The sequence below is a fragment of the Geobacter sp. AOG2 genome (assembly GCF_019972295.1).
Lineage (GTDB): Bacteria > Desulfobacterota > Desulfuromonadia > Geobacterales > Pseudopelobacteraceae > Oryzomonas.
This window is the reverse complement of record NZ_BLJA01000001.1, coordinates 118,485-138,581: the sequence shown is the minus strand read 5'-3', so window position 1 is coordinate 138,581 and position 20,097 is coordinate 118,485. Positions and strand designations below refer to the sequence as shown.

General features: G+C 60.6%; 17 protein-coding genes. All 17 read right to left on the bottom strand.

Going from position 1 to position 20,097, the window contains the following annotated elements; translation table 11 throughout:
• Positions 1-374: 374 nt before the first annotated feature.
• Positions 375-2,132, bottom strand: coding sequence for a tetratricopeptide repeat protein (locus LDN12_RS00630; RefSeq protein WP_223920665.1), 1,758 nt, complete (start codon positions 2,130-2,132; stop codon positions 375-377).
• Between the two features lie 473 nt (positions 2,133-2,605).
• The gene (locus tag LDN12_RS00625) at positions 2,606-4,279 is read right to left on the bottom strand and encodes a ribonuclease J (RefSeq protein ID WP_223920664.1); all 1,674 of its coding nucleotides are present in this window, start codon (positions 4,277-4,279) and stop codon (positions 2,606-2,608) included.
• Between the two features lie 3 nt (positions 4,280-4,282).
• Complete coding sequence (locus LDN12_RS00620) at positions 4,283-4,684, bottom strand: tol-pal system YbgF family protein (RefSeq protein WP_223920663.1); 402 nt, start codon at positions 4,682-4,684, stop codon at positions 4,283-4,285.
• A 3-nt stretch (positions 4,685-4,687) separates the two neighbouring features.
• Complete coding sequence (locus tag LDN12_RS00615) at positions 4,688-4,873, bottom strand: hypothetical protein (protein WP_223920662.1); 186 nt, start codon at positions 4,871-4,873, stop codon at positions 4,688-4,690.
• Positions 4,874-5,590, bottom strand: a complete 717-nt coding sequence (locus LDN12_RS00610) for a lysophospholipid acyltransferase family protein (protein WP_223920661.1) — start codon at positions 5,588-5,590, stop codon at positions 4,874-4,876.
• 202 nt (positions 5,591-5,792) lie between these two features.
• Complete coding sequence (locus LDN12_RS00605) at positions 5,793-6,251, bottom strand: 23S rRNA (pseudouridine(1915)-N(3))-methyltransferase RlmH (RefSeq protein ID WP_223920660.1); 459 nt, start codon at positions 6,249-6,251, stop codon at positions 5,793-5,795.
• A gap of 154 nt (positions 6,252-6,405) precedes the next feature.
• Complete coding sequence (rsfS, locus tag LDN12_RS00600; RefSeq protein ID WP_223920658.1) at positions 6,406-6,819, bottom strand: ribosome silencing factor; 414 nt, start codon at positions 6,817-6,819, stop codon at positions 6,406-6,408.
• Positions 6,810-7,460 carry a nicotinate-nucleotide adenylyltransferase gene (gene nadD / locus LDN12_RS00595; protein WP_223920656.1) on the bottom strand — a complete coding sequence of 217 codons (651 nt, stop codon included), beginning with the start codon at positions 7,458-7,460 and terminating at the stop codon, positions 6,810-6,812. Before nadD ends, rsfS begins: the two co-directional genes overlap by 10 nt.
• Positions 7,461-7,652: 192 nt before the next feature.
• The gene (gene gspN / locus LDN12_RS00590) at positions 7,653-8,486 is read right to left on the bottom strand and encodes a type II secretion system protein GspN (RefSeq protein ID WP_223920654.1); all 834 of its coding nucleotides are present in this window, start codon (positions 8,484-8,486) and stop codon (positions 7,653-7,655) included.
• Positions 8,483-9,025 carry a general secretion pathway protein GspM gene (locus LDN12_RS00585; RefSeq protein WP_223920652.1) on the bottom strand — a complete coding sequence of 181 codons (543 nt, stop codon included), beginning with the start codon at positions 9,023-9,025 and terminating at the stop codon, positions 8,483-8,485. Before LDN12_RS00585 ends, gspN begins: the two co-directional genes overlap by 4 nt.
• A 5-nt stretch (positions 9,026-9,030) precedes the next feature.
• Positions 9,031-10,347 (bottom strand): type II secretion system protein GspL, encoded by a 1,317-nt coding sequence (gspL, locus tag LDN12_RS00580; protein ID WP_223920650.1) that lies wholly within the window; start codon positions 10,345-10,347, stop codon positions 9,031-9,033.
• Positions 10,348-10,576: 229 nt separating this feature from the next.
• Positions 10,577-13,141 carry a glycosyltransferase family 1 protein gene (locus LDN12_RS00575; RefSeq protein WP_223920648.1) on the bottom strand — a complete coding sequence of 855 codons (2,565 nt, stop codon included), beginning with the start codon at positions 13,139-13,141 and terminating at the stop codon, positions 10,577-10,579.
• Between the two features lie 181 nt (positions 13,142-13,322).
• Positions 13,323-14,534, bottom strand: coding sequence for a type II secretion system inner membrane protein GspF (gene gspF, locus LDN12_RS00570; protein WP_223920646.1), 1,212 nt, complete (start codon positions 14,532-14,534; stop codon positions 13,323-13,325).
• Entirely contained in the window at positions 14,515-16,086 is a 1,572-nt protein-coding gene (gene gspE / locus LDN12_RS00565; protein ID WP_223920643.1) for a type II secretion system ATPase GspE, read from the bottom strand. The genes gspF and gspE overlap by 20 nt, the downstream gene beginning before the upstream one ends.
• Complete coding sequence (gene gspD, locus LDN12_RS00560; RefSeq protein WP_223920641.1) at positions 16,083-18,002, bottom strand: type II secretion system secretin GspD; 1,920 nt, start codon at positions 18,000-18,002, stop codon at positions 16,083-16,085. The genes gspE and gspD overlap by 4 nt, the downstream gene beginning before the upstream one ends.
• A gap of 88 nt (positions 18,003-18,090) precedes the next feature.
• Complete coding sequence (gene gspC, locus LDN12_RS00555; protein WP_223920639.1) at positions 18,091-18,972, bottom strand: type II secretion system protein GspC; 882 nt, start codon at positions 18,970-18,972, stop codon at positions 18,091-18,093.
• A 142-nt stretch (positions 18,973-19,114) separates the two neighbouring features.
• Complete coding sequence (gene dapF, locus LDN12_RS00550) at positions 19,115-19,951, bottom strand: diaminopimelate epimerase (protein ID WP_223920637.1); 837 nt, start codon at positions 19,949-19,951, stop codon at positions 19,115-19,117.
• Positions 19,952-20,097 lie beyond the last annotated feature (146 nt).

The following is a 20,097-nucleotide window of genomic DNA, read 5'->3' as shown; positions in this document are numbered from 1 at the left end:
CAACGCAATTTCAGCATGTTAAAAAAATTAACATAAAAAAGACAATCGTATATCTCACTGTTTTCACACGAAAAACGGCACCCAAAACCTGTTCGGATGCCGCCGGTTGTGTCACTTTGACACAAAAAAAGTTATCCGGGCCACGCGCAGAGCGGCTTGTGGCGACATAACAAAAAGGGCCTACAGATCAACTCCGTAAGCCCTTGCGTTGGTTGCGACTATGCGAGGAGCAATAAAGGTGCGGGCACCAATTACTCCTTTGACCTGGCGATAAAAGCTATCGCTCTGGCTGATCTTCATTCATCACTATTTGACGCCTGTCACGTATTTTGTATTCATACAGGAGAAATGGATACTGGGCAGATATGGGGATTTCAGCGGCCATCAGGCCGGGGTTCAACAAGGGCTTTCCTTTCATTATTTATTAGCTGAAGAGCCTTGGAAGCCTGAATGTTATTCGGATCTCTGGATAAAACTTCCTGCATTTCTTTGATTGCCGAGTTTTTATCCCCCTTATCGTAATATGCTAAACCTAGACCAAGATGCCCCATAATATTATTCGGGTCAAGGCGAAGGACTTCTTTAAATTCATGAATTGACGCATCTATGTTTCCTTTCTTGCCTAAAGCAAATCCCAAGTATCTGTGAGCAATTATATCATTACCATCTAGCGAAACGAGAAATGAAAACTCTCTTATTGCTGCATCAAGGTTGTTTTGTTTAGCATAAGCGTTGCCTATCCAGAAATGGCCGCTTTTGTTTTGCGGGTCAAGAGAAATAACCATTGATAATTCATTAATCGCTGCGTCAAGATCATTATTATCAAGATAAGCACGCCCCAGGTTTAGTCGCATTGCCTGGTTGGGAGAGGTCGACGACTCTACGGCATTTTTAAAAAGGCAAATACTATTACGCCAAACTCCAATTTGGTGATACGTAACGACTGCCGAGACAACAACAACCGATGAGGAGATAAACATAACTACGTATTTATTTATATTTAAATATCTGCAAATGTCTTGTCCACCCCAGGCAATTATTATTAATAACCCCGTGATTGGGATATACATATATCGATCAGCCATAGCCTGGTTGCCAACCTGAATAAGGCCAATTACCGGCAAAAGGGTAATAAGGAACCAAAACCACCCAAAAAAAAGATAACAATATTTATTACGATAGCGGATTACCATAAATGACAATACCGTCACAACCAACAGCGAGCTTAATGATTGCCACAGCTCGATGGATGTTGGGTAAGGGTAAAAAACCGTTAAATCAACAGGCCAGAATGTCATGCCTATATATTTAATGTAAGCTATAAAGGCATTTTCCAAACGGAATAACAATGGATATTTTGAAAGATCGGCAACAGCACCGCCCTTTTGCTGGGCATAAACAGTGATGATAACGGATAACAATGAGAAGGCCCAAAAAGGAAGTTTTTCATAAATTAGTTTAGCAATATTGACATGGCTATATCCTATAATTTGCTCTTTTCTTTGTTTATTGTATCTGTCTAATGGCCAAATATCCAATAAATGAAGAATAACAGGTAATGTAACCAGCATAGGCTTTGACATAAGTCCTAAGGCATAGGTAAATAGTGCAAATAAGTAAAGTATTTTTCTTTGCTTCAATACGTATTCGGCATAAAGGAAGAGAGTCAGAAACCAAAATAACGCGCTTAAGACATCTTTTCGTTCAGCTATCCAAGCGACAGATTCTACATGCAACGGATGCAGTCCAAACAAAGCACCAACAAATAAACATTTCCAAAAGGCTCCGGTTAGTCGTAACAAAAACGTAATCAGGATAAATGTTGATAATATGTGTATAATTACGCTGGTAAGATGGTGTCCATGCGGATTTAAACCATACATATTTATATCTGCCATATGAGATAACCAGGTAATTGGGTGCCAATTGAAAGCATATAGTGACGTAAATGCCCATTTAATACTACTTAATGTGATTCCTCCTGAAACATATGGATTTTGTTTGACATAGTCATAGTCGTCAAAATTAACAAAATCATAATTTATTACTTGTAAATATACTAATAATATAAACAACATTAACAGCATCACAATTATTTTGTTATATTTGGAATTTGTCTGGGGAAATAACATTTAATTATCACCTATAATCAAAGAGATATATATTCAGCAGGCAATGAAAATATAATGTAAACCTATGGGGTCAATTTTAACATTTGAACATTAACTGAAAATTCGCCGGCAGGAGGACCCCTTGGGGGTCAGACCTACAAATTTCAATACCCTCGTTATCTCCTCAAAGACTTCACCCAACGCATTGTATCTCACGGTTTCGAAAAACAAGACTCCCTGCCTTAACAAAACGTTGCCGATGAGGTACAAAACCACCCATCCCCTTCTACTCCATGCTAACACATATTTCAACGCAATTTCAGAATGTTACTAAATTTTACATAAACGAGGCAATCGCATATCCAACTGTTTTCACACGAAAAACCGCACCCGAAACCTGTTCAGGCACCGCCGTTTGTATCACTTTGACACAAAAAAGGACCTACAGATCAACTCCGTAGGCCCTTGCCTTGATTGCGACTATGCGAAGCGCGTCACATCTCCATGATCACCGGCAAAATCACCGGCCTGCGCTCGATGGTCTTCTTGAAGAACCGCCGCAAGACCTGGCGCACAACGGTCTTCACCTCTTCCGAATCGCGGCGCATCTCGTCGTTCAATTCGTCCAGGGCATCCACCACGATGCAGCGGGCGGTTTCCAGGTATTCCTGGCTCTCGTCCTCGAACACGAAACCCCGGGACACGATGTCCGGCCCGTGGATCAGGGCGCCGCTGGACTGGTTGATGCCGATGATCACCACCACCATGCCGTCTTCGGAGAGGTGCTTGCGGTCTTTCAGCACCACGTTGCCCACGTCGCCGACCCCTTTGCCGTCCACGAAGACCCGCCCCGACTCCACCTTTTCGGTAATCGCCGCCGTATCGGCGTAAAAGGAGACCACATCGCCGTTCGTGGCCAGGATGCAGCGCTCCTCGGGGATGCCGACCTTCTGGGCGAGCTGGATGTGCTTGACCAGGTGGCGGTATTCGCCGTGCACCGGCATGAAGAAGCGCGGCCGGACGACGTTCATCATCAGCTTGAGTTCTTCCTGGCTGGCGTGGCCCGAGACGTGCACCTCGGAGACCTTCTCGTGGAAGACCTCGGCCCCGCGGCGGTACAGGTGGTTGATCAGCTCCGAGATGGTCCGCTCGTTGCCGGGGATGAAGCGCGAGGAGAGGATGACCGTGTCGCCCCGCTCCAGCTTGATCTGCTTGTGGTCGTCCAGGGCGATGCGGGTCAGGGCCGACATGGGCTCGCCCTGGCTGCCGGTGGTGACCATGCACACCTCTTCGGGCGGCAGATAGGCCAGCTCCCGCAGGTCGAGCAGCATGTCGTCCGGGATGTTCAGGTAGCCCAACTCGCGGGCGATGCGCACGTTGGCGATCATGGAACGGCCGTTCAGGAGGATCTTGCGGCCGCAGGCGATGGCCACGTCGGCCACCTGCTGCACCCGGTGGATGTTGCTGGAAAAAGCCGCCACGATGATGCGCCCTTTGCATTTGGGGAAGATGTCGGCAAAGGCCTCGCCCACGTACTTCTCGGAGATGGTGTACCCCTCGCGCTCCACGTTGGTGGAGTCGGAGAACAGGGCCAGCACCCCCTGGTCGCCGTAGGCGGAGAGCCGGGCCAGGTCGGTCAGTTCCCCGTCCACCGGGGTCTGGTCGATCTTGAAGTCGCCGGTGTGGATCACCACCCCTTCGGGCGTCGTGATGGCCAGGGCGCAGCCGTCCACGATGGAGTGGGCCACCCGCAGGAATTCCACCCGGAAGCAGCCCAGCTCGACCGTGTCGCGGGGTTTGACCGTGACCAGTTGGACCGCGCCGTCCAACTTGTACTCCTTGAGCTTTTCGTTGACGAAACCGAGGGTCAGGGCCGTGCCGTAGACCGGCACGTTCAACTCCTGCAACACGAAGGGCAGGGCGCCGATGTGGTCCTCGTGCCCGTGGGTCAGGCAGATGGCGCGGACGGAGTCGCTCCGTTCCCGCAGCCAGGCGATGTCGGGTATGACGTAGTCGATGCCGAGCATCTCCGGTTCGGGAAACATCAGGCCGCAGTCGGCGATGATGATGTCGTCGCCGTACCGGTAGGCCATCATGTTCAGGCCGATTTCGCCAAGCCCCCCGAGGGGGATGACGTGGAGTGCGTTGTTCGATTCAGGTTCTGCCATGGGTTATCTCTCTCTTTGCAGCGGCACCAGGCTGGCGATCTTCCGGTCGCAGCGCCCGATCCACTCCTGGCCGGGCTGCACCAGCCAGCGGTCGGCGTAGAAGGCGCTCCGCAGGGCGCGGTAGACGATCAGGGCACGGGTGACGTCCCCCTGCCGTTCCGCGAGTTCCCCGAGTCGCCAGAGCTTTTGGGCCGCGTTTTCTATGGTCGGATGGAAGGGTACATACATATGGATGGCCGACTCGTAACCAGCCAGTGCCCCGGTGAAATCGCCTTTGGCGAGGGCCGCCTCACCCAACTGGAACTGGGCCTGCATCCGCCACCAGGTCCCGGCGAGGAACAGGAGCAGGCTGAGCACGATGATGAGGACGGCGTTGACGATTGTTTTCTTGATACGTTGGTCCATTGTTCACCTGAAAAAGGAGGGGATTATGGTCAGAAGGATGCCCAGCACCGTTACGGCGACACCGGCCAGGACGGCCAGGGCGGCGGCGATGTCGTAGGGTTTTTGCAGGCGATGGGCGGCGGGCAGTCCCCAGATGATGGCGGCGAGTCCGGCAATGATGAGCGCCAGGTACGGATAACCGATGTGCATTCAGTACTCCAGGGCCGAAACGATGGTGGAGCGGGTCTGCTCCATGAGCCATGTTTCGGCTTCGCTCTTTGAAATGTCCGGCGGCAATGCCAGCGGCGGGTGCAGCACGATGGCGATGTTGCCGCGGGAGAGCCTGATCTGCCCGGCTGGGTTGATCAGGCCGCTGCCGTTGATCGTGATCGGGACCACCGGCACCCCGGCCTTGCGCGCCAGGATGAAGCCGCCGCGCTTGAACGGCAGCAACTCACGGGACAGGGAACGGGTGCCCTCGGGGAACATGACCACGCTCTTGCCCTCCCTGATGATCGACGCGGCATGGTCCATGCTCTTCAGCGCCTTGCGGCCGTCGCTCCGGTCCAGGGGGATGTAGCCGCCGCGCCGCATGGAGGGGCCGAAGACCGGGATATCGAAAAGCTCTTTCTTGGCGATCCAGTTGATCCGGCGCGGCATGGCCGCCAACAGGGCCAGGATGTCGAAACCGCTCTGGTGGTTGCTCATGAAGATGACCGGCCCGGCCGGAAGATGTTCGCTGCCGGTCACCCGCACCCTGACGCCCGCCATGGCCAGGGCCAGCCGCGCCCACAGCCGTGCGTGGGCGGCATAGATCCTGCCGCTGCCGTCCAGCACGGTGCCCACCAGCGCGCTGACCGCAAACAGGAAGGTCAGCGGGATGAACAGCGCCAGATAGAGGTATGCCCGGATTCGGGAAGCGTCCACGGTGTCTCGCTTGGAGGTTGTTGAAAAACAGCCATCTCGCCGCCGTCCTCGAAAGCCCCCTTGTGCGGCGTAGCGCTGCTACGCCTCCGCAGGGCTTGTCTAGCGGGTGCGACGATCTGACTATTTTTGAACAACCTGAATTTTACCCTGTTAGATGCCCCCAGCAACGGAGTTTTTGTGCGGTGATGCGGGCGGGCATCCGTCAGTGGTGGTATGGTTCGTTATTCAGGATGCTGAACGCCCGGTACAGCTGCTCCAGCAAAAACACCCGCACCATCTGGTGCGTGAAGGTCATCTTCGACAGGGAGAGCAGCCGGCCCCGGCTGCGGAACTCTTCGGAAAAGCCGTACGCCCCGCCCACGGCGAAGACCAGTTCGCCGGTGCCCGAATCCCGCTGCGTCCCGATGAAGGCGGCCAGTTCCGGGGAATCCATCTGGCGGCCCCGCTCGTCCAGCAGCACCAGGGTGGCGCCGGGCGGGATCTGCTTCTCCAACCGCTCGCACTCGCGCCGCCGCATCTCTTCGGCTGCGGCCCCCTTTTCGTCGCGGACCTCGCACAGCTCCAGCGGGCAGTAGCGGCGGATGCGCCCGGCATAATCGGCCAGCGCCTCCTTCACCCACTCTTCCTTGCTCTTGCCCACCCAGAGGACGCGGAGTTTCATTGTTTGTCCCGTTCTGTCAGGCTAACAAACCCAGGTTGTTCAAAAATAGTCAGATCGTCGTAACCGCAGCAGGCCCTGAGGAGGCGTAGCAGCGCTACGCCGCACGAAAGGGCCTGCGAGGACGAAGGCCTGATGGCTGTTTTTCAACAACCGACTAGAAATCGTCTTCCTTGCGGGCGCTTCCGATCTCCTCCGGCAACTCCAGCTCCGGGGCCATGTGCCACAGCTCGTCCAGCTTGTAGTAATGGCGGAGCTGGTCGCTGAAGATATGCACGATCACGTCGCCGTAATCCATGACGATCCACTTCCCTTCGCTCTCACCCTCGATGTCCTGCACCTTGCCGTACTTCTTGAGGCCGGTGCGGATGCCGTCGGCAATGGCCTGGTTCTGCTTGTCCGAGTTGCCGGAGATGATCACCAGATAGTCGGCGATGGAGGAAACCTTTGCGATATCCAGCGCCCGGATGTCGAAGGCCTTCTTTTCATAGGCCAGCTCGGCGCATTTACGCGCCCGTTCCTGGGAGGAAAGCACCGGTTTCTCTGCTGCTGTCGTTTCATTTACCGGCATGTGTCGTAAATCCCCTGTTCTGTAATATAGGTCGCCACCTGCGGCGGCACCAGGTGGGCTATGGAGCGCCTCGAACCGGCCAGGGCGCGTATCTCGCTGGACGAGATGTCCAACGGGCACCCGGTCAGGAACCGGACGCTGGTGCCGGCATTATGGTCCAGCCTGCGGGCGCCGGAAGTATAGCTGAACTCTGCCCGGATGGCAACAGGAAGGGCGGCGACCGGGTCGCTGATGCGCTTGCCCGGCCGCTCCACCACGATCAGGTTGCAGGAGGCGAAGATCTCCCGAAAGCGGTGCCACAACCCGATCTCCAAAAAGGAATCGCTGCCGATGATGAAGAAGAAGTCATCCTGGGGGAAGCGCTCCCGGAAAGCGGTGATCGTATCGATGGAATAGGATTTTCCGGTCCGCTCCCCTTCGATCAGCGACAACTCGAAAAAGGGATTGCCGCCGATGGCCAGCTCGACCATCCGGCTGCGCCGGGCAAAGGGCACCTCCCCCGCCAGCGGCTTGTGGGGCGGGTCGCCGGCCGGAATAAACACCACCCGGTCGAGATCGCAGGCCAGCCGCGCCTCCTCCGCTATGTGAAGATGGGCCAGGTGCACCGGGTTGAAGGTGCCCCCCATCAGTCCGATTCGCATGTCGATTTCACCATACACCCTAAACTAAAACCAACATCCGCCACAGAGACACAGAGACACGGAGAAAACCAAAAGCATCTGAGATAGACGCCAAATCCATTCATCTTTCGAGGTTTTGAAAGAAATTATTTTTTGTCTTTCTCTGTGTCTCCGTGTCTCTGTGGCAGAAGTGCTTTGCTTTTATCTTGATATTTATAATATCACCGGTTTGAGCAGCGTGCCCCGGATCGGCACCTTATACACGCCGGGCGAGGCCGCGAACTTGGCCAGGAGCAGGAACACCAGCTTCTGCTTGTCCATGAACTCGGGCTTGGGCATGATCTCAAGCGTCAGGTTGATGGGCAGGGTGGCGGCATTGGGAAGGTCCCCCGACAGGCGCATGTAGATGCCGTCCCCCTGGAGCGAAAAGCTCTCCAGCCGGGCCCGGCCGCCCGTGACCCGCACCATGCCCTGGCAGTGCAGGTTGGAGGTGTCGGGCAGCGGGAACGCCCCGAGCTTGACCCCGGAGAAGGCCAACTGCTTCACCTCCAGCTTCAGGTCGCCGGACAGCCTGCCCCGCTTGCGGGAAAGCCGCCCTTCGCTCCACAGGGCCCCGCCGGCCGTGGCCCCCAGGGCGGTCTTGAAGAACGGGACGTCGGACAGTTGCAGGCCGTCGGCCGAGAGGTCCAGGGCGTCCGTGCCGTTGATGCCGTATTCCAGGTCCAGCCGCCCCGCGCCCAGGGCCGCTGTCAGGCCGACCACGGCCCGCCCCGTCAGAAGCGGCAGCAGGTGGAGCCGGGCGGTCAGCCGGTCGAAACGCACGAGCGGCCCCTGGTCGGAGGAGAGGACCGGCTGGCGCCACGCCAGGCCGGGGAGGAGGGTCTTGTGGGCGCCGGGGGCCAGGGACAGCCCCTGGTCGGCCAGCAGGCGGCCGATCAATTCATTCACCGCCTGCGTAGGCAGGAACAGGTAGGTGCATGCCAGGAAGAGGCCGACGCCCGCAGCCGCCAAGCCGGCTCTCCGCAGCAGGCGCTGCCGCGGTGTCATTTGCGCTGTCCGGGGGCGGGTTTCAGGAGGGCGACGGTCAGCGCCAGATCGAGGCGGGAAGGGTCGTCGAAGCGCACCCGCAGGTTGGCCTTCTTCACCAGCACCGGCCGCCCCCCCTTCTCCAGGCGATAGATCAGGTTGATGGCCTCGTTGGCGGTTACGCCGTCGATCTTCACATCGGCGGCATCCTCGATCATGCCGGCACGCTCCTCCCCTTTGACCGGGGAGATCTTGACCCCTTTGCCCTTGATGCCGATCTCGTCGATGACCTTGGCCACCGAATCGTCGGGACGGACCGACGCCATGCGTCCGGTCAGCATATCGGCGGACTGTTTGGCCGTGCGGTAGGCGAACTTGAGCGGCAGCAGTTCCTTGAGAACCGCCTCCCGGGCGTGGCGTTTGCGTTCCAGGGCCGCGGTGCGGCCGGCCAGGGCCGACCATGCCAGAAAGAGCACCAGAAGGGCGATCAGCACGTACCCGGCCGTCAGCCGCGTGCGGCTGTCGAGATCCCGCCAGAAGTCCTGCAGTTCCGTAAGCATGCCCCTCATTTCCTGACCTCCTTGGGCGTGCCCGCCAGGGTGAAGCTTACCGAACCGTCGGGACGGCTCTTGACCTCTCCCAGTTCCACGCTGGCCATGAACGGCGCAAGGGCTGCCTTGAACTCGTTGACCGCCTGGGCGGAACGGGCATCCCCCTTGACCCGCAGGGTGCCGTCCGCCAACTCGGCCTCGTAAAGACCGTTGATGGTGGCGCCTTTAGCCTCGGCCAGGGTTTTGAGCACGTCCAGGACGGAGTTGCCCGCCTCCGGGCCCCCGGCCAGTTTCCTGATCTCCGCCTTGACCTCGGCCACCTCGTCCACCGCCTTGGTCCGGCCGGGGAAGATCTCGCGGTACATGGCCGAAATGGACTTGTTCAGCGAGGCCAGGTCGGTCTGCGCCGCCCGGTATTCGAGCCCCTTGGAGACAAAGAGGAGTATGACTGCCACAGCCGCCAGGGCGGCGGTCACGATCATCTTTTTGCGCACGAGGGCGTCGCCGGCCGTCCAGGCCAGTTCGGAGCGGCGGAAGTCGGGCAGGGCGCCGGCATGGCAGGCGCGGGCCACGGCCAACAGCCCGGCCAACTGCTGGAAGGATTCGTCGGTCTTGAACAACGGCGCCAGGGCGTCCGGCATCCCGAGCCGCTCCGCGGGTAACGGCAGGCCGTCCCCGGCGGCGAGCCCGGCCGAGTGTTCGCCGAAGATGGTCAGACGGGGCGGCAGCGTTACCCCGGAGAGCTCCAGGGCGGCCAGGGTCGCGGCGATGCTTTGGTGCGGCTGGGCGGCGTCCAGGGCCCGGGCGAAGGTCACCCGGTCTTCGCTGACGACCGCCAGGGCGGCGCCGTCGCACACCACGGCGTCGGCGGGGCATTCGGGGAGAAAGTTCCAGGCGAAGGGCGCCGAAGTGACCACCTGCGGTTCGCAGCCCGCCTCCCGGAAGGTCTCGATGGCCTGACGGAGGTCGACCTTGCGCGCCCACAGGGCCAGGTAACGCTTGTTCCCTATGGGGAGCGCTTCGAACACGGCCTCTTCCACCGGCAGGGCGATCTCTCCCTGCAACTGCCCCGGCAGGATCTCCCGCACCTTGCGCAGGTTGTCCAGCGGCAACTCCACCGTCCGCTGGGCGAACAGGGCGGGCGAGAGGCAGAGCACGATGCGCGGCCCGCCGCTGATGCCGGCGGCGATCCGGCCGGCAACGGCGGAGAGCCCCTGTTCCTCGTTCAACGGGAATTCGGCGGCCCCCGAAAAGGAGAGCGACGTGCCCGCAACCCCGAAACGGGCGGCAAGCACGCGGTGCGGTTCGACCTGTATGACCAGATAGTCCATATCGTTCCTAAGAAATTATTGAAAAGTTCAGGTTGTTCAAAAATAGCCAGATTGTCGCACCCGCAGAAAGACCCGCGGAGGCGTAGCAGCGCTACGCCGCACAAGGTGGCTTTCGAGGACGGCGGCGTATAATTATGCGTGAGCATAATTATCGGTGACGGAGCGATAGCGTAGTCATCCCGCTTAGCGGGACGCCGTTAGGCGCTAAGATGGCTGTTTTTCAACAACCTCACCCCCAGATCAGGTAACCCGGTTCGTACACATTCCCCAACACCTTGTGCCGCGGCATGACCCGCAGCATGAAGCCGTGCCGGCCGCAGAAACGGCAGTCGATCGTGCCGCTGAACTGATAAAGGCCGTCGCCGGCGGGCACCACGTTCTCCAGGGGGACCGTTTCTCCCCCCTGGATGTTTCCGGTGGAATCCAGGACGCCGAAATACCCTTCCACCGACACATCCTCCACCGGGATCTCCCCCAGGAAGACCTTGGCGGACACCGGCACGAGGCTGCCCACCGCCACCGCGTCGGAGATCTGGGCCGAGGCATCCTCGATGCGCACCGCCGGCCAGGCCTTGAAGGTGCGCTCCTTCCAGCGGGCCAGGTCCAGGGCCAGGGCAAGATCGTCGGCCACCAGCTGTTTCCACTGGCCGTAGGAGGTGGTGTAGGAACGGCTGGCGTATTCCTGCACCATGCGGTCGGTGGAGAAGACCGGGCAAAGGCTCTGCATGGAGGCCTTCATGGTGGCGATCCAGGAGCGGGGAATGCCGTCGCTGCCCCGGTCGTAGAAATGGGGCACGATCTCTTTTTCCAGGAGGTCGTAGATGGCCCGGCTCTCGACCTGGTTCTGGTACTCCGTATCCCCGTAGACCTCGCCCTTGCCGATGGCCCAGCCGTTGTTGCCCTGGTAGCCTTCGCACCACCAGCCGTCCAGGATACTCATGTTGAGGCCGCCGTTGAAGGCCACCTTCATGCCGCTGGTGCCGCTGGCCTCCATGGGCCGGCGCGGCGTATTGAGCCACACATCCGCGCCCTGCACCAGATGACGAGCCACTTCCATGTCGTAGTCCTCGATGAAGACGATCCGGTGGCGGAAACGGTCCTGGTCGGAGACCTGGTTGATCTGGCGGATCAGTTCCTTCCCCTCCTGATCCTGGGGATGGGCCTTGCCGGCAAAGATGATCTGCACCGGCATCTCCGGGTTGTTGAGGATGCGCGCCAGGCGGTCCAGGTCGCGCATCAGCAGCGTACCGCGCTTATAGGTGGCGAACCGGCGGGCAAAACCGATGGTCAGCACCTCCGGGTCCAGGACCTCCTCGGCCGTGGCGATCTCCTTGACCGTGGCCCCCACCTTGATCATCTGCTCCTTGAGCCGCTTGCGGGCAAAATCCACCAGCTTCTCGCGGCAGCTCTGGCGGGTGCGCCACAATTCGGCGTCCGGGATCTTGGAGATACGCCGCCAGACATTGTGGTCGGTCGGGTCGTCGAGCCAGCGGGTACCCAGGTAGCGCACCAGCAGGCTGGCCATGTAGTTGGACATCCAGGTGCGGGTATGGACACCGTTGGTGATGGAGGTGAGCGGCAATTGCTCCTCGGGCAGTTCCGGCCAGGTGTTCTTCCACATCTTGCGCGACACCTCGCCGTGCAGTTCGCTGACGCCGTTGGCGTGGCCGGCCAGTTTGAGGGCCAGGACCGCCATGCAGAAGACTTCCTGGGGATTCTTCGGATTCTGGCGGCCGAGGCCCAGGAATTCGTCGCGGCTCAGGCCGAGGGAGCGGTAGTATTTGCCGAAATAGCGTTCCAGCAGGTCGGCGGGGAAATGGTCGATGCCCGCCTCCACCGGGGTATGGGTGGTGAAGACGTTGCCGGCGCTGATGATCTCCCGGGCCTCGTTGAACCTGATGCCGCGCTTCTCCATCACAAGCCGCATCCGTTCCAGGGCCAGGAAGGCCGCATGCCCCTCGTTCATGTGGCATACGTTGGGGATGATCCCCAGGGCGCGCAGCGCCCGAACGCCGCCGATCCCCAAAAGGATCTCCTGCAGGATGCGCATCTCCTGGTCGCCGCCGTAAAGCTGGGCCGTGATCAGGCGATCCTCGGGGCTGTTCTCCTCCAGGTTGGTGTCCAGGAGGTAGAGCGGCACCCGGCCGACCTGCACCCGCCAGATATGCACATTGAACCTGCGCGGGCCGAATTCCAGCTCCACGCTGAGCGGGGCTCCCTTTTCGTCCCGTTCCAGGGTCAGCGGCAGGTTGTAGAAATCGTTCTCCGGGTAGTATTCCTGCTGCCACCCTTCATTGTTGAGATACTGGCGGAAGTAGCCCTGCCGGTAGAGCAGCCCCACCCCCACCAGCGGCAACCCCAGGTCCGAGGCCGACTTGAGGTGGTCGCCGGCCAGAACGCCCAGACCGCCGGAATAGACCGGCAGCGACTCGTGAAGGCCGAACTCCATGGAAAAATAGGCCACCTTCATCTGGGAGTTGCCGTTGCAGGTCTTCTGGAACCAGGTCTTCTCCGCCAGGTACTCGGAAAGCTTCTCGTCCACCGTCTTGAGGTGGGCCATGAAGCCCTCGTCGTTCTTGAGGGTTTCCAGGGTGGTCTGCTGGAGGATGCCCAGCATCTCGACCGGGTTATGGCGCGTGGCCTGCCACAGTTCGGTGTCCAGGCGGCGGAAGAGGTTGATGGCGTCCGGCTCCCAACTCCACCACAGGTTGTAGGCCACCCGCTGGAGGGCGGCCAACTCGTCGGTGAGTGACGGAACGACCGTGAATTTGTGCAGCATCTTGGTAAAGTCCATAGCGGCACCTCTTTTAGGAGGTTGTTGAAAAACAGCCATCTCGCCGCCGTCCTCGAAAGCCCTTTCGTGCGGCGTAGCGCTGCTACGCCTCCTCAGGGCCTTCTCCGGGTGCGACGATCTGACTATTTTTGAACAACCTGGGTTTTCAACAGCCTGCTAATCCGGAGTTTCCGGATGAAAACTACTTGATCAGCTGGTTCATCTCGAATATAGGCAACAACACGGCCATAACCACGACCCCGACGGCCAGGCCCATGGCCAGGACCAAGAGCGGTTCCATCAGGCCCATGAGCCGGGTCAGGCGCGCGCTGAACTCACGCTCGTAGGCGACGCCGGCCTTGAGCAGCATCTCCTCCAGGGTGCCCCCCTTTTCACCCACGCCGGCCAGGTGCACCAGCATGGGCGGGAACAGGCGGCTCTTCTTCAGGCTCCCCGACAGGCTCCCCCCCTGGGCCACCTCTTCCATCACCTCGCGGAGAAAGGTGCGGTAGACCCGGTTGACCAGCACCTCGGAGGTGATCTCCAGGGCACGGATGATCGGCACCCCGCTGGACAGCAACAAGCCCAGCACCCTGGCAAAGCGCGACAGGAGCAGTTGCTGCAGCATGCCGCCGGCCACCGGCAGCCGGAGCAGCAGGCGGTCGCGTTTCATGCGCAGGTCGTCCCGCCGCATGGCGGAGCGGTAGAGCGGCACCGAGCCGATGGCCAGCCCGGCCGGGATCCACCACCAGCCCCGCAGGAAGTGGGACAGTTTGATGAGCATCACCGTGATCAGCGGCAGGGCGGCCTTGCTCTCCTCGAAGATGACCACGATCTTGGGGATGACCACGGTCAAAAGGAAGATCATGACCCCGCTCCCCACCACCACCATCAGGATCGGGTAGGCCAGCGCGGAGACCACCCGGCTCTTTACCTGCTCCTGTTCTTCCAGAAAGTCGGCCAGCCGGTCCAGCACCGCATCCAGGGCGCCGCTGGCCTCGCCGGCGGCCACCATGCTGACGAAGCTCTCGCTGAAGATCCGGGGCTCGGCCGACAGGGCCCGGGACAGGGAGGCGCCTTCGGAGATCCGGTCCCGCACCCGCGCCAGCACCTGTTTGAGTTGCCCGCTCTCCTCCTGCTCGTGCAGCGAGCCCATGGCCTCGAACAGGGGGACGGAGGAGGCGACCAGGGTGGCCAGGCGGCGGGTGAAGAGGGACAGATCGGCGGTGGTGATCCCCCGGTTGAAGGAGAAGGCCCGCGCCGCCCCCGTTTCGGCCGTTTCCTCGCTGACCTCGCGGGGCAGGAGCCCCTTGCCCTTGAGCTGGGCCATGGCCTGGCGTTCGGATTCGGCCTCGACGGAGCCGGAGACCGTGGCCCCGGCGCCGGTGTATGCCTTATACCGGAACGTCGGCATAGTCCTCCTGGGTGACGCGCAGCACCTCTTCAATGGTGGTGTCGCCCGCGGCGGCCCTGGCCAGGCCGTCGTCCCGCAGGGTCTTCATGCCGTGTGCAACGGCATACTCCTTGATCTCCCCGGCATGGGCGCGTTTGATGATCATGGAACAGATCTCCTGGTCCACCGGCATGATCTCGTAGATGGCGGTGCGCCCCATGGTGCCCAGCCCGAAGCATCTGTCGCAGCCGCGGCCGCGGTAGAGGCGCTCCGGTAGGGTAATGCCGGCGTACTCTTCCACCGGCCGGTATTCCTCGCGGCAGTGGGGGCAGATCACCCGCACCAGGCGCTGGGCCATGACCGCGGTGAGCGACGAGGCGATCATGAACGGTTCGATGCCCATGTCCACCAGGCGGGTCACGGCGGTGGCCGCATCGTTGGTGTGCAGGGTGGAGAGCACCAGGTGGCCGGTGAGGCTGGCCTGGATGGCGATCTCGGCCGTTTCGGCGTCGCGGATCTCGCCGACCATGATGATGTCCGGGTCCTGGCGCAGGATGGAGCGGAGGCCGGCGGCAAAGGTCAGGTCGATCTTGGCGTTGACCTGGATCTGGCCGATGCCCTTGATCTGGTATTCGATCGGGTCTTCGATGGTGATGATGTTCTTTTCGCTGGTGTTGAGCCGGTTCAGGGCCGCGTAAAGGGTGGTGGATTTGCCGCTGCCGGTGGGGCCGGTCACCAGGACGATGCCGCTGGTGCGGGCCAGCACCCGTTCCATGGTCTGCACCCCGGCGTCGCCTAAACCTATGTCCTCCAGGGAGAGGACCCCCTTCTTCTTGTCCAGGAGGCGCAGCACGGCCCGCTCGCCGTAGAAGGTGGGGATGATGGAGACGCGGATGTCCACGTCCCGGCCGGCGACGATGACGCGGATGCGGCCGTCCTGGGGCAGGCGCTTCTCGGCAATGTTGAGCCCGGCCATGATCTTGACCCGGGAGACCAGGGCGTCCTGAATGATCTTGGGCGGCGTCAGCTTTTCGTAGAGGATGCCGTCGATGCGGAAGCGCACCACCAGGTCGCGCTCGTAGGGTTCGATGTGGATGTCGCTGACCCGCTCCTTGACCGCCTCGGAGAGGACGGAGTTCAAGAGCCGGATGACCGGGGCTTCGTCGCCCAGGTCCAGGAGATCCTGGGGGTCGTTGAACTCGGTGGCCACCGTGGAGAGGTCCTCGCCCTCCAACTCCTGGAGGACCTCCCGGGCGGTGCCGGAGAGGCTGCCGTAGATATGGTTGATGGCGTCGCCCAGGATACCGGCCGGCACCAGGACCGCCTCCACCGGCCGGCCGAACAAAAGCCGCAGTTCGTCCATGGCCAGGAGAGCGGCGGGACCGGCAAGGGCTACCCTGATCCGCCCGTCCTCTTCCCGCAGGGGCAGGATGGCGTGGGCCCGGGCAAAGGTCAGCGGCACGCGCGCCAACAGGGCCGGATCGACCTCGGCCACCGCGATCTCGGGCTGGCAGGCGATGCCCAGCCGCCGGGCGGCGCTCTCCAGCTCTTCCGGGAGCAGGCCGGCACTCATTTCGCGCCGATCTCCTTCTGCACGTCAACCGGCTCCACCTTTTTGGCGGCATCGCCGAATTTCGACCGCTGGCTGTCGGAAATGGCGTTCAGCTCGGCGCTGTCCTTGACGATGTGCGGGGTCAACAGGATCATCAGGTTGGTCTTGGTCTTGCTCTTGCTCTTGGTCTTGAACAGCCACCCCAGGCCGGGGATATCCCCCAGAAACGGGACCTTGCTTATGGTTTCGTCATCCTGGTCCTGGATCAGGCCGCCGATCACGATCATTTCATTGTCCTTGACGACAACATTGGTCTTGGCCGAGCGCTTGGTGGTGATGCGGTCCGTGGAACCGCTGCCGACCGTGACCGTGGAGCCGATGGCGGAGATCTCCTGGGAGAGGTCGAGGCGGATATAGTCCCCTTCGCTGATCTGGGGCTTGATCTTCAGGGTGATACCCACGTCCTTGCGCTCGATGGAGGTGGTCGTGACGCCGGAGGAGACGGTGGACGATCCCTGGAAGGGGACGTTCTGCCCCACCACGATCTCGGCCTCCTTGTTGTCCGAGGTCAGGATGTTGGGCGTGGAGAGTACGTTCACCAAGCCGTTGGAGTCCAGGGCCTTGAGCACCGCGCCGATGTTCGCCGGCGTGGATAAGTTGGAGAGCCCGCTGGTGGACGAAATCGACGACGTGGCAGACTCGATGGTGGAGAGCACCCCGAAGGGGTCGTAGTATCCGGCGACGCCGAAATATCTGCTGAGGGTGCCGACACCAAGGGTGCCGAGTTGCATGCCCACTTCCCGAGACTTGGTGAGGGAGACCTCGGCGATCAGCACCTGTACGAAGACCTGCTTGCTGCGGCGGTCCAGCTTTTTGATCACCTGGACCAGGTTGTTGTAATCCGTGGGCGACGCCATGATCACCAGGGAATTTGAAGCCTTGTCCGGGGTGATGGTGACCTTGCCGCTGTCGAAGGGGGAGGTCTGGGGCGCTGCCGCCGCACCGGCCTGGCCTGTGGTGGCGGTAGTCATCCCTTTGATGACGCCGTCCAGTACCTTGGCCATCTCGGTGGCGTCGGTGTTCTCCAGGTAGTAGACATTGACCTTGTTGCTGGCCTCGGGCGGCTGCACGTCCAGTTTGGCCGCCATCTCCCGCACCGCCTGCTTGAGGCTGTCGCTGCCGCTGCCGAACAACAAAAGAGCGTTCAGCCGCTGGTCGGCCAGCACGGTCACCGCGCTGGTGGAAGAGGCCGCGGCCCCGCCCGGCTGCACGGTGGTTTTGCTCTCGCTGCCGGTAAGCCATTGCTGGATGGTTTTGGCGACGCTCTCGGCGGCGGCGTTTTTCAGGTAGACGATCTCGATCCCTTCACGGGTCTTCTCCGTGTCGATCAGGCGCAACAGCCCCCGCAGTTTGCGGATGTTGAGCGACGAATCCACCATCAGGATCAGGTTGCCGGGTCCGAACGCCGAAATGAAGCCATCCTTGGAAACCATCGGCTGCAGGAACGTCACCGCCTCCTGGGCCGTGATATTTTCCAGCTTGTTGACCTGGGCCACGTAGCTTTCGTTGACCGGCGGCACCTCGCCCGATTTCAGCAGGGTCAGGCCGGATTGCCGGGCCGCCGAAATGGGAACGATCTTGGCCACCTTGCCGGTCTGCACCACGGTGAACCCTTTCAGTTCCAGGACCGAGACAAAGACGTTGTAGGCCTCTTCGGTGGAAAGCTTCGAGGGCGAGTAAACCGAGATCTTCCCCTTGACCCGGTCGTCCAGGATGAAGTTTTTGCCGGTCAGGTCGCTGATGAACTTCACCATGGTGGAAATGTCCACCTCGTTGAAGTTCAACACCACCCCATGGCCGGCGGCAAAAACCGGCGAGGCGAAAAGGAGCCCTGCCAGGAGCAGGGTGCAGAGTGTGCGTATCAGGTACTGTTTCAAGCGTGCCTCCACGTTGTTTCGTAACTGCGGAATCGTTGAGGGTCGGCAGAAGAGGTGTCCGTTCCGGCGTACGCCGGAAAAGAGGCCATTACCGTATGTCGTAGTTGAACGTCGTCGGTTGCCCGTCCCTGATCAGGTCGAGCTTGAGCTTGCTCTGCCCCTTGAGGGCGATGAACGATTGCAGCGCCTTGTCCGGCGAGTCCAGGGGAAAATCGTTGAGCCGCAGAAGCACGTCCCCGTTCTTGACGCCGACCAGGGCGAACAGGCCGGTAGGTTTTACCTCCGAGGCCCGGAACCCTTCCACCTTGCCGTCCTTCATGCTGGGGAGCAGGCGCGCGTCGCTCATGGCCTGGGCCGGGTTGTCCAGGGCGGAGTTGAGCGCCCGCTGGTCGATCACGAAGCTCCCGGCGCCCACACTGGTGACCGGTGCGCCTGCCTGGGGCGTGGCCGGTTGTTCCGGGGCTGCCGACGGGGGGGTCATGGGGGTCAAAAGCTCGACCTTCTTGCCGCCCACCACGATGAAGGCCCGCTCCCTGGTGACTTCCACCAGCCGTCCGGCGTCGAACACCATGTCCCCCAGACGGAACACGCGTTCCTCCTGCTTTTTGGTATGGCGCACCAGGGCAAAGGTCTCGCGGAACGAGCCCACGGCCGTGCCGAGCAGCATCAGTTCGGCCGGCGCAGTGACCGGTGCGGCGCCCTGGCCCGCAACGGGGGCGTTCACGATCGGGGTGAGCTGCCCCTGGGTCGCCTTGCCGAACAGGCCGTTCACCAGGATCGGGGCGTAGAACGCCAGGTCCTGGATGCGGGGAGGCGGCACGACCGCGGGAGCAGCCTTGCCGGCGCCCGCAGTTTTGGGCACAAACGCCCCATTGAGCCGTCTGCCCAGACTGTCGGCGGTGATGGCCGCCAAAATGGCGACGATGATGACCCCTAGCAGGATGTTTATAATGGTAAGAGCACGTGGCATAAGTGTATAGCACCTTCCCTTTTGGGCAAGGGGGAAAGGAAATTTCAAGGGACCTTAGCAGGCTGTTGAAAACTCAGGTTGTTCGAAAATAGTCGGATCGTCGCACCCGCAGAAGGCCTGATGGCTGTTTTTCAACAACCTCTTACAGTTCGATCTCCCCGTTGAAGACCTCTACCGCCGGGCCGGTCATGTAGATGTTGCCGTCCTCGGCCCACTCCATCTCCAGATCGCCCCCGAGGAGATGGTTGAGGATCTTCTTCTCGGTCAGGCCGTTCAGTACGCATGCCGCGGTCACGGCGCTGGACCCGGTGCCGCAGGCCAGGGTTTCCCCGGCGCCCCGCTCCCAGGTCCGCTGGCGCACCTCGGTGCGCGAGAAGATCTGGACGAACTCCACGTTGGTGCGGCGCGGGAACAGTTCATGGTTTTCGATCAGCGGTCCATAGGTGGCAACCGGGAAGTTCTCCACATCGTCCACGAAGATCACGCAGTGGGGGTTGCCCATGGAGGCGCAGGTGATCCGGAAGGTGCGGTCCAGGACCGTGAGCGGCTCCGCTACCACCTGGGCGGCGGCATCGCCGGTCATGGGGATCTCGCCCCTGGTCAGCCGCGGCGGCCCCATGTTGACGCGAACCTTCGCGATCCTGCCGTCGCTTCCCGGCACCAGGTGCAGGGTCAGGATGCCGGCCCCGGTCTCGGCGCTGATCTCGGTCTTCGAGACAATGCCGTGGTCGTAGGCGTATTTCGCCACGCAGCGGATGCCGTTGCCGCACATCTCGGACTCGGAACCGTCGGAATTGAACATGCGCATGCGCACGTCGGCCTTGTCCGAGGGCATGATCAGGATCAGCCCGTCCGAGCCGATGCCGAAGTTGCGGTTGGAAACCTGTATGGCCGTCTGCCGGGGGTCGGCGACCGTCTCCTCGAAACAGTTCACGTAGACGTAATCATTGCCGGCACCCTGCATTTTGGTGAATTTCATCGCGCTCCATCCCCTTTTCCCAGTCTTTCACAGAGATTGTAAAACATAGCAAATATGGGGCGGGGCAACAAGTAAATAAATGTAAATAAATCGGCACGGATACGGCAAAAACCGCCTGTGCACGGCATTTTATTGCCAATCTTTCC

Coding starts and splice junctions, on each gene's coding strand:
- gspL (WP_223920650.1), bottom strand. CDS start 10,347: ATGGACTATCTGGTCATACAGGTCGAACCGCACCGCGTGCTTGCCGCC.
- nadD (WP_223920656.1), bottom strand. CDS start 7,460: ATGCGAATCGGACTGATGGGGGGCACCTTCAACCCGGTGCACCTGGCC.
- LDN12_RS00630 (WP_223920665.1), bottom strand. CDS start 2,132: ATGTTATTTCCCCAGACAAATTCCAAATATAACAAAATAATTGTGATG.
- LDN12_RS00575 (WP_223920648.1), bottom strand. CDS start 13,141: ATGGACTTTACCAAGATGCTGCACAAATTCACGGTCGTTCCGTCACTC.
- LDN12_RS00605 (WP_223920660.1), bottom strand. CDS start 6,251: ATGAAACTCCGCGTCCTCTGGGTGGGCAAGAGCAAGGAAGAGTGGGTG.
- dapF (WP_223920637.1), bottom strand. CDS start 19,951: ATGAAATTCACCAAAATGCAGGGTGCCGGCAATGATTACGTCTACGTG.
- rsfS (WP_223920658.1), bottom strand. CDS start 6,819: ATGCCGGTAAATGAAACGACAGCAGCAGAGAAACCGGTGCTTTCCTCC.
- gspN (WP_223920654.1), bottom strand. CDS start 8,486: ATGACACCGCGGCAGCGCCTGCTGCGGAGAGCCGGCTTGGCGGCTGCG.
- LDN12_RS00615 (WP_223920662.1), bottom strand. CDS start 4,873: ATGCACATCGGTTATCCGTACCTGGCGCTCATCATTGCCGGACTCGCC.
- LDN12_RS00585 (WP_223920652.1), bottom strand. CDS start 9,025: ATGCTTACGGAACTGCAGGACTTCTGGCGGGATCTCGACAGCCGCACG.
- gspF (WP_223920646.1), bottom strand. CDS start 14,534: ATGCCGACGTTCCGGTATAAGGCATACACCGGCGCCGGGGCCACGGTC.
- gspC (WP_223920639.1), bottom strand. CDS start 18,972: ATGCCACGTGCTCTTACCATTATAAACATCCTGCTAGGGGTCATCATC.
- LDN12_RS00620 (WP_223920663.1), bottom strand. CDS start 4,684: ATGGACCAACGTATCAAGAAAACAATCGTCAACGCCGTCCTCATCATC.
- LDN12_RS00625 (WP_223920664.1), bottom strand. CDS start 4,279: ATGGCAGAACCTGAATCGAACAACGCACTCCACGTCATCCCCCTCGGG.
- gspE (WP_223920643.1), bottom strand. CDS start 16,086: ATGAGTGCCGGCCTGCTCCCGGAAGAGCTGGAGAGCGCCGCCCGGCGG.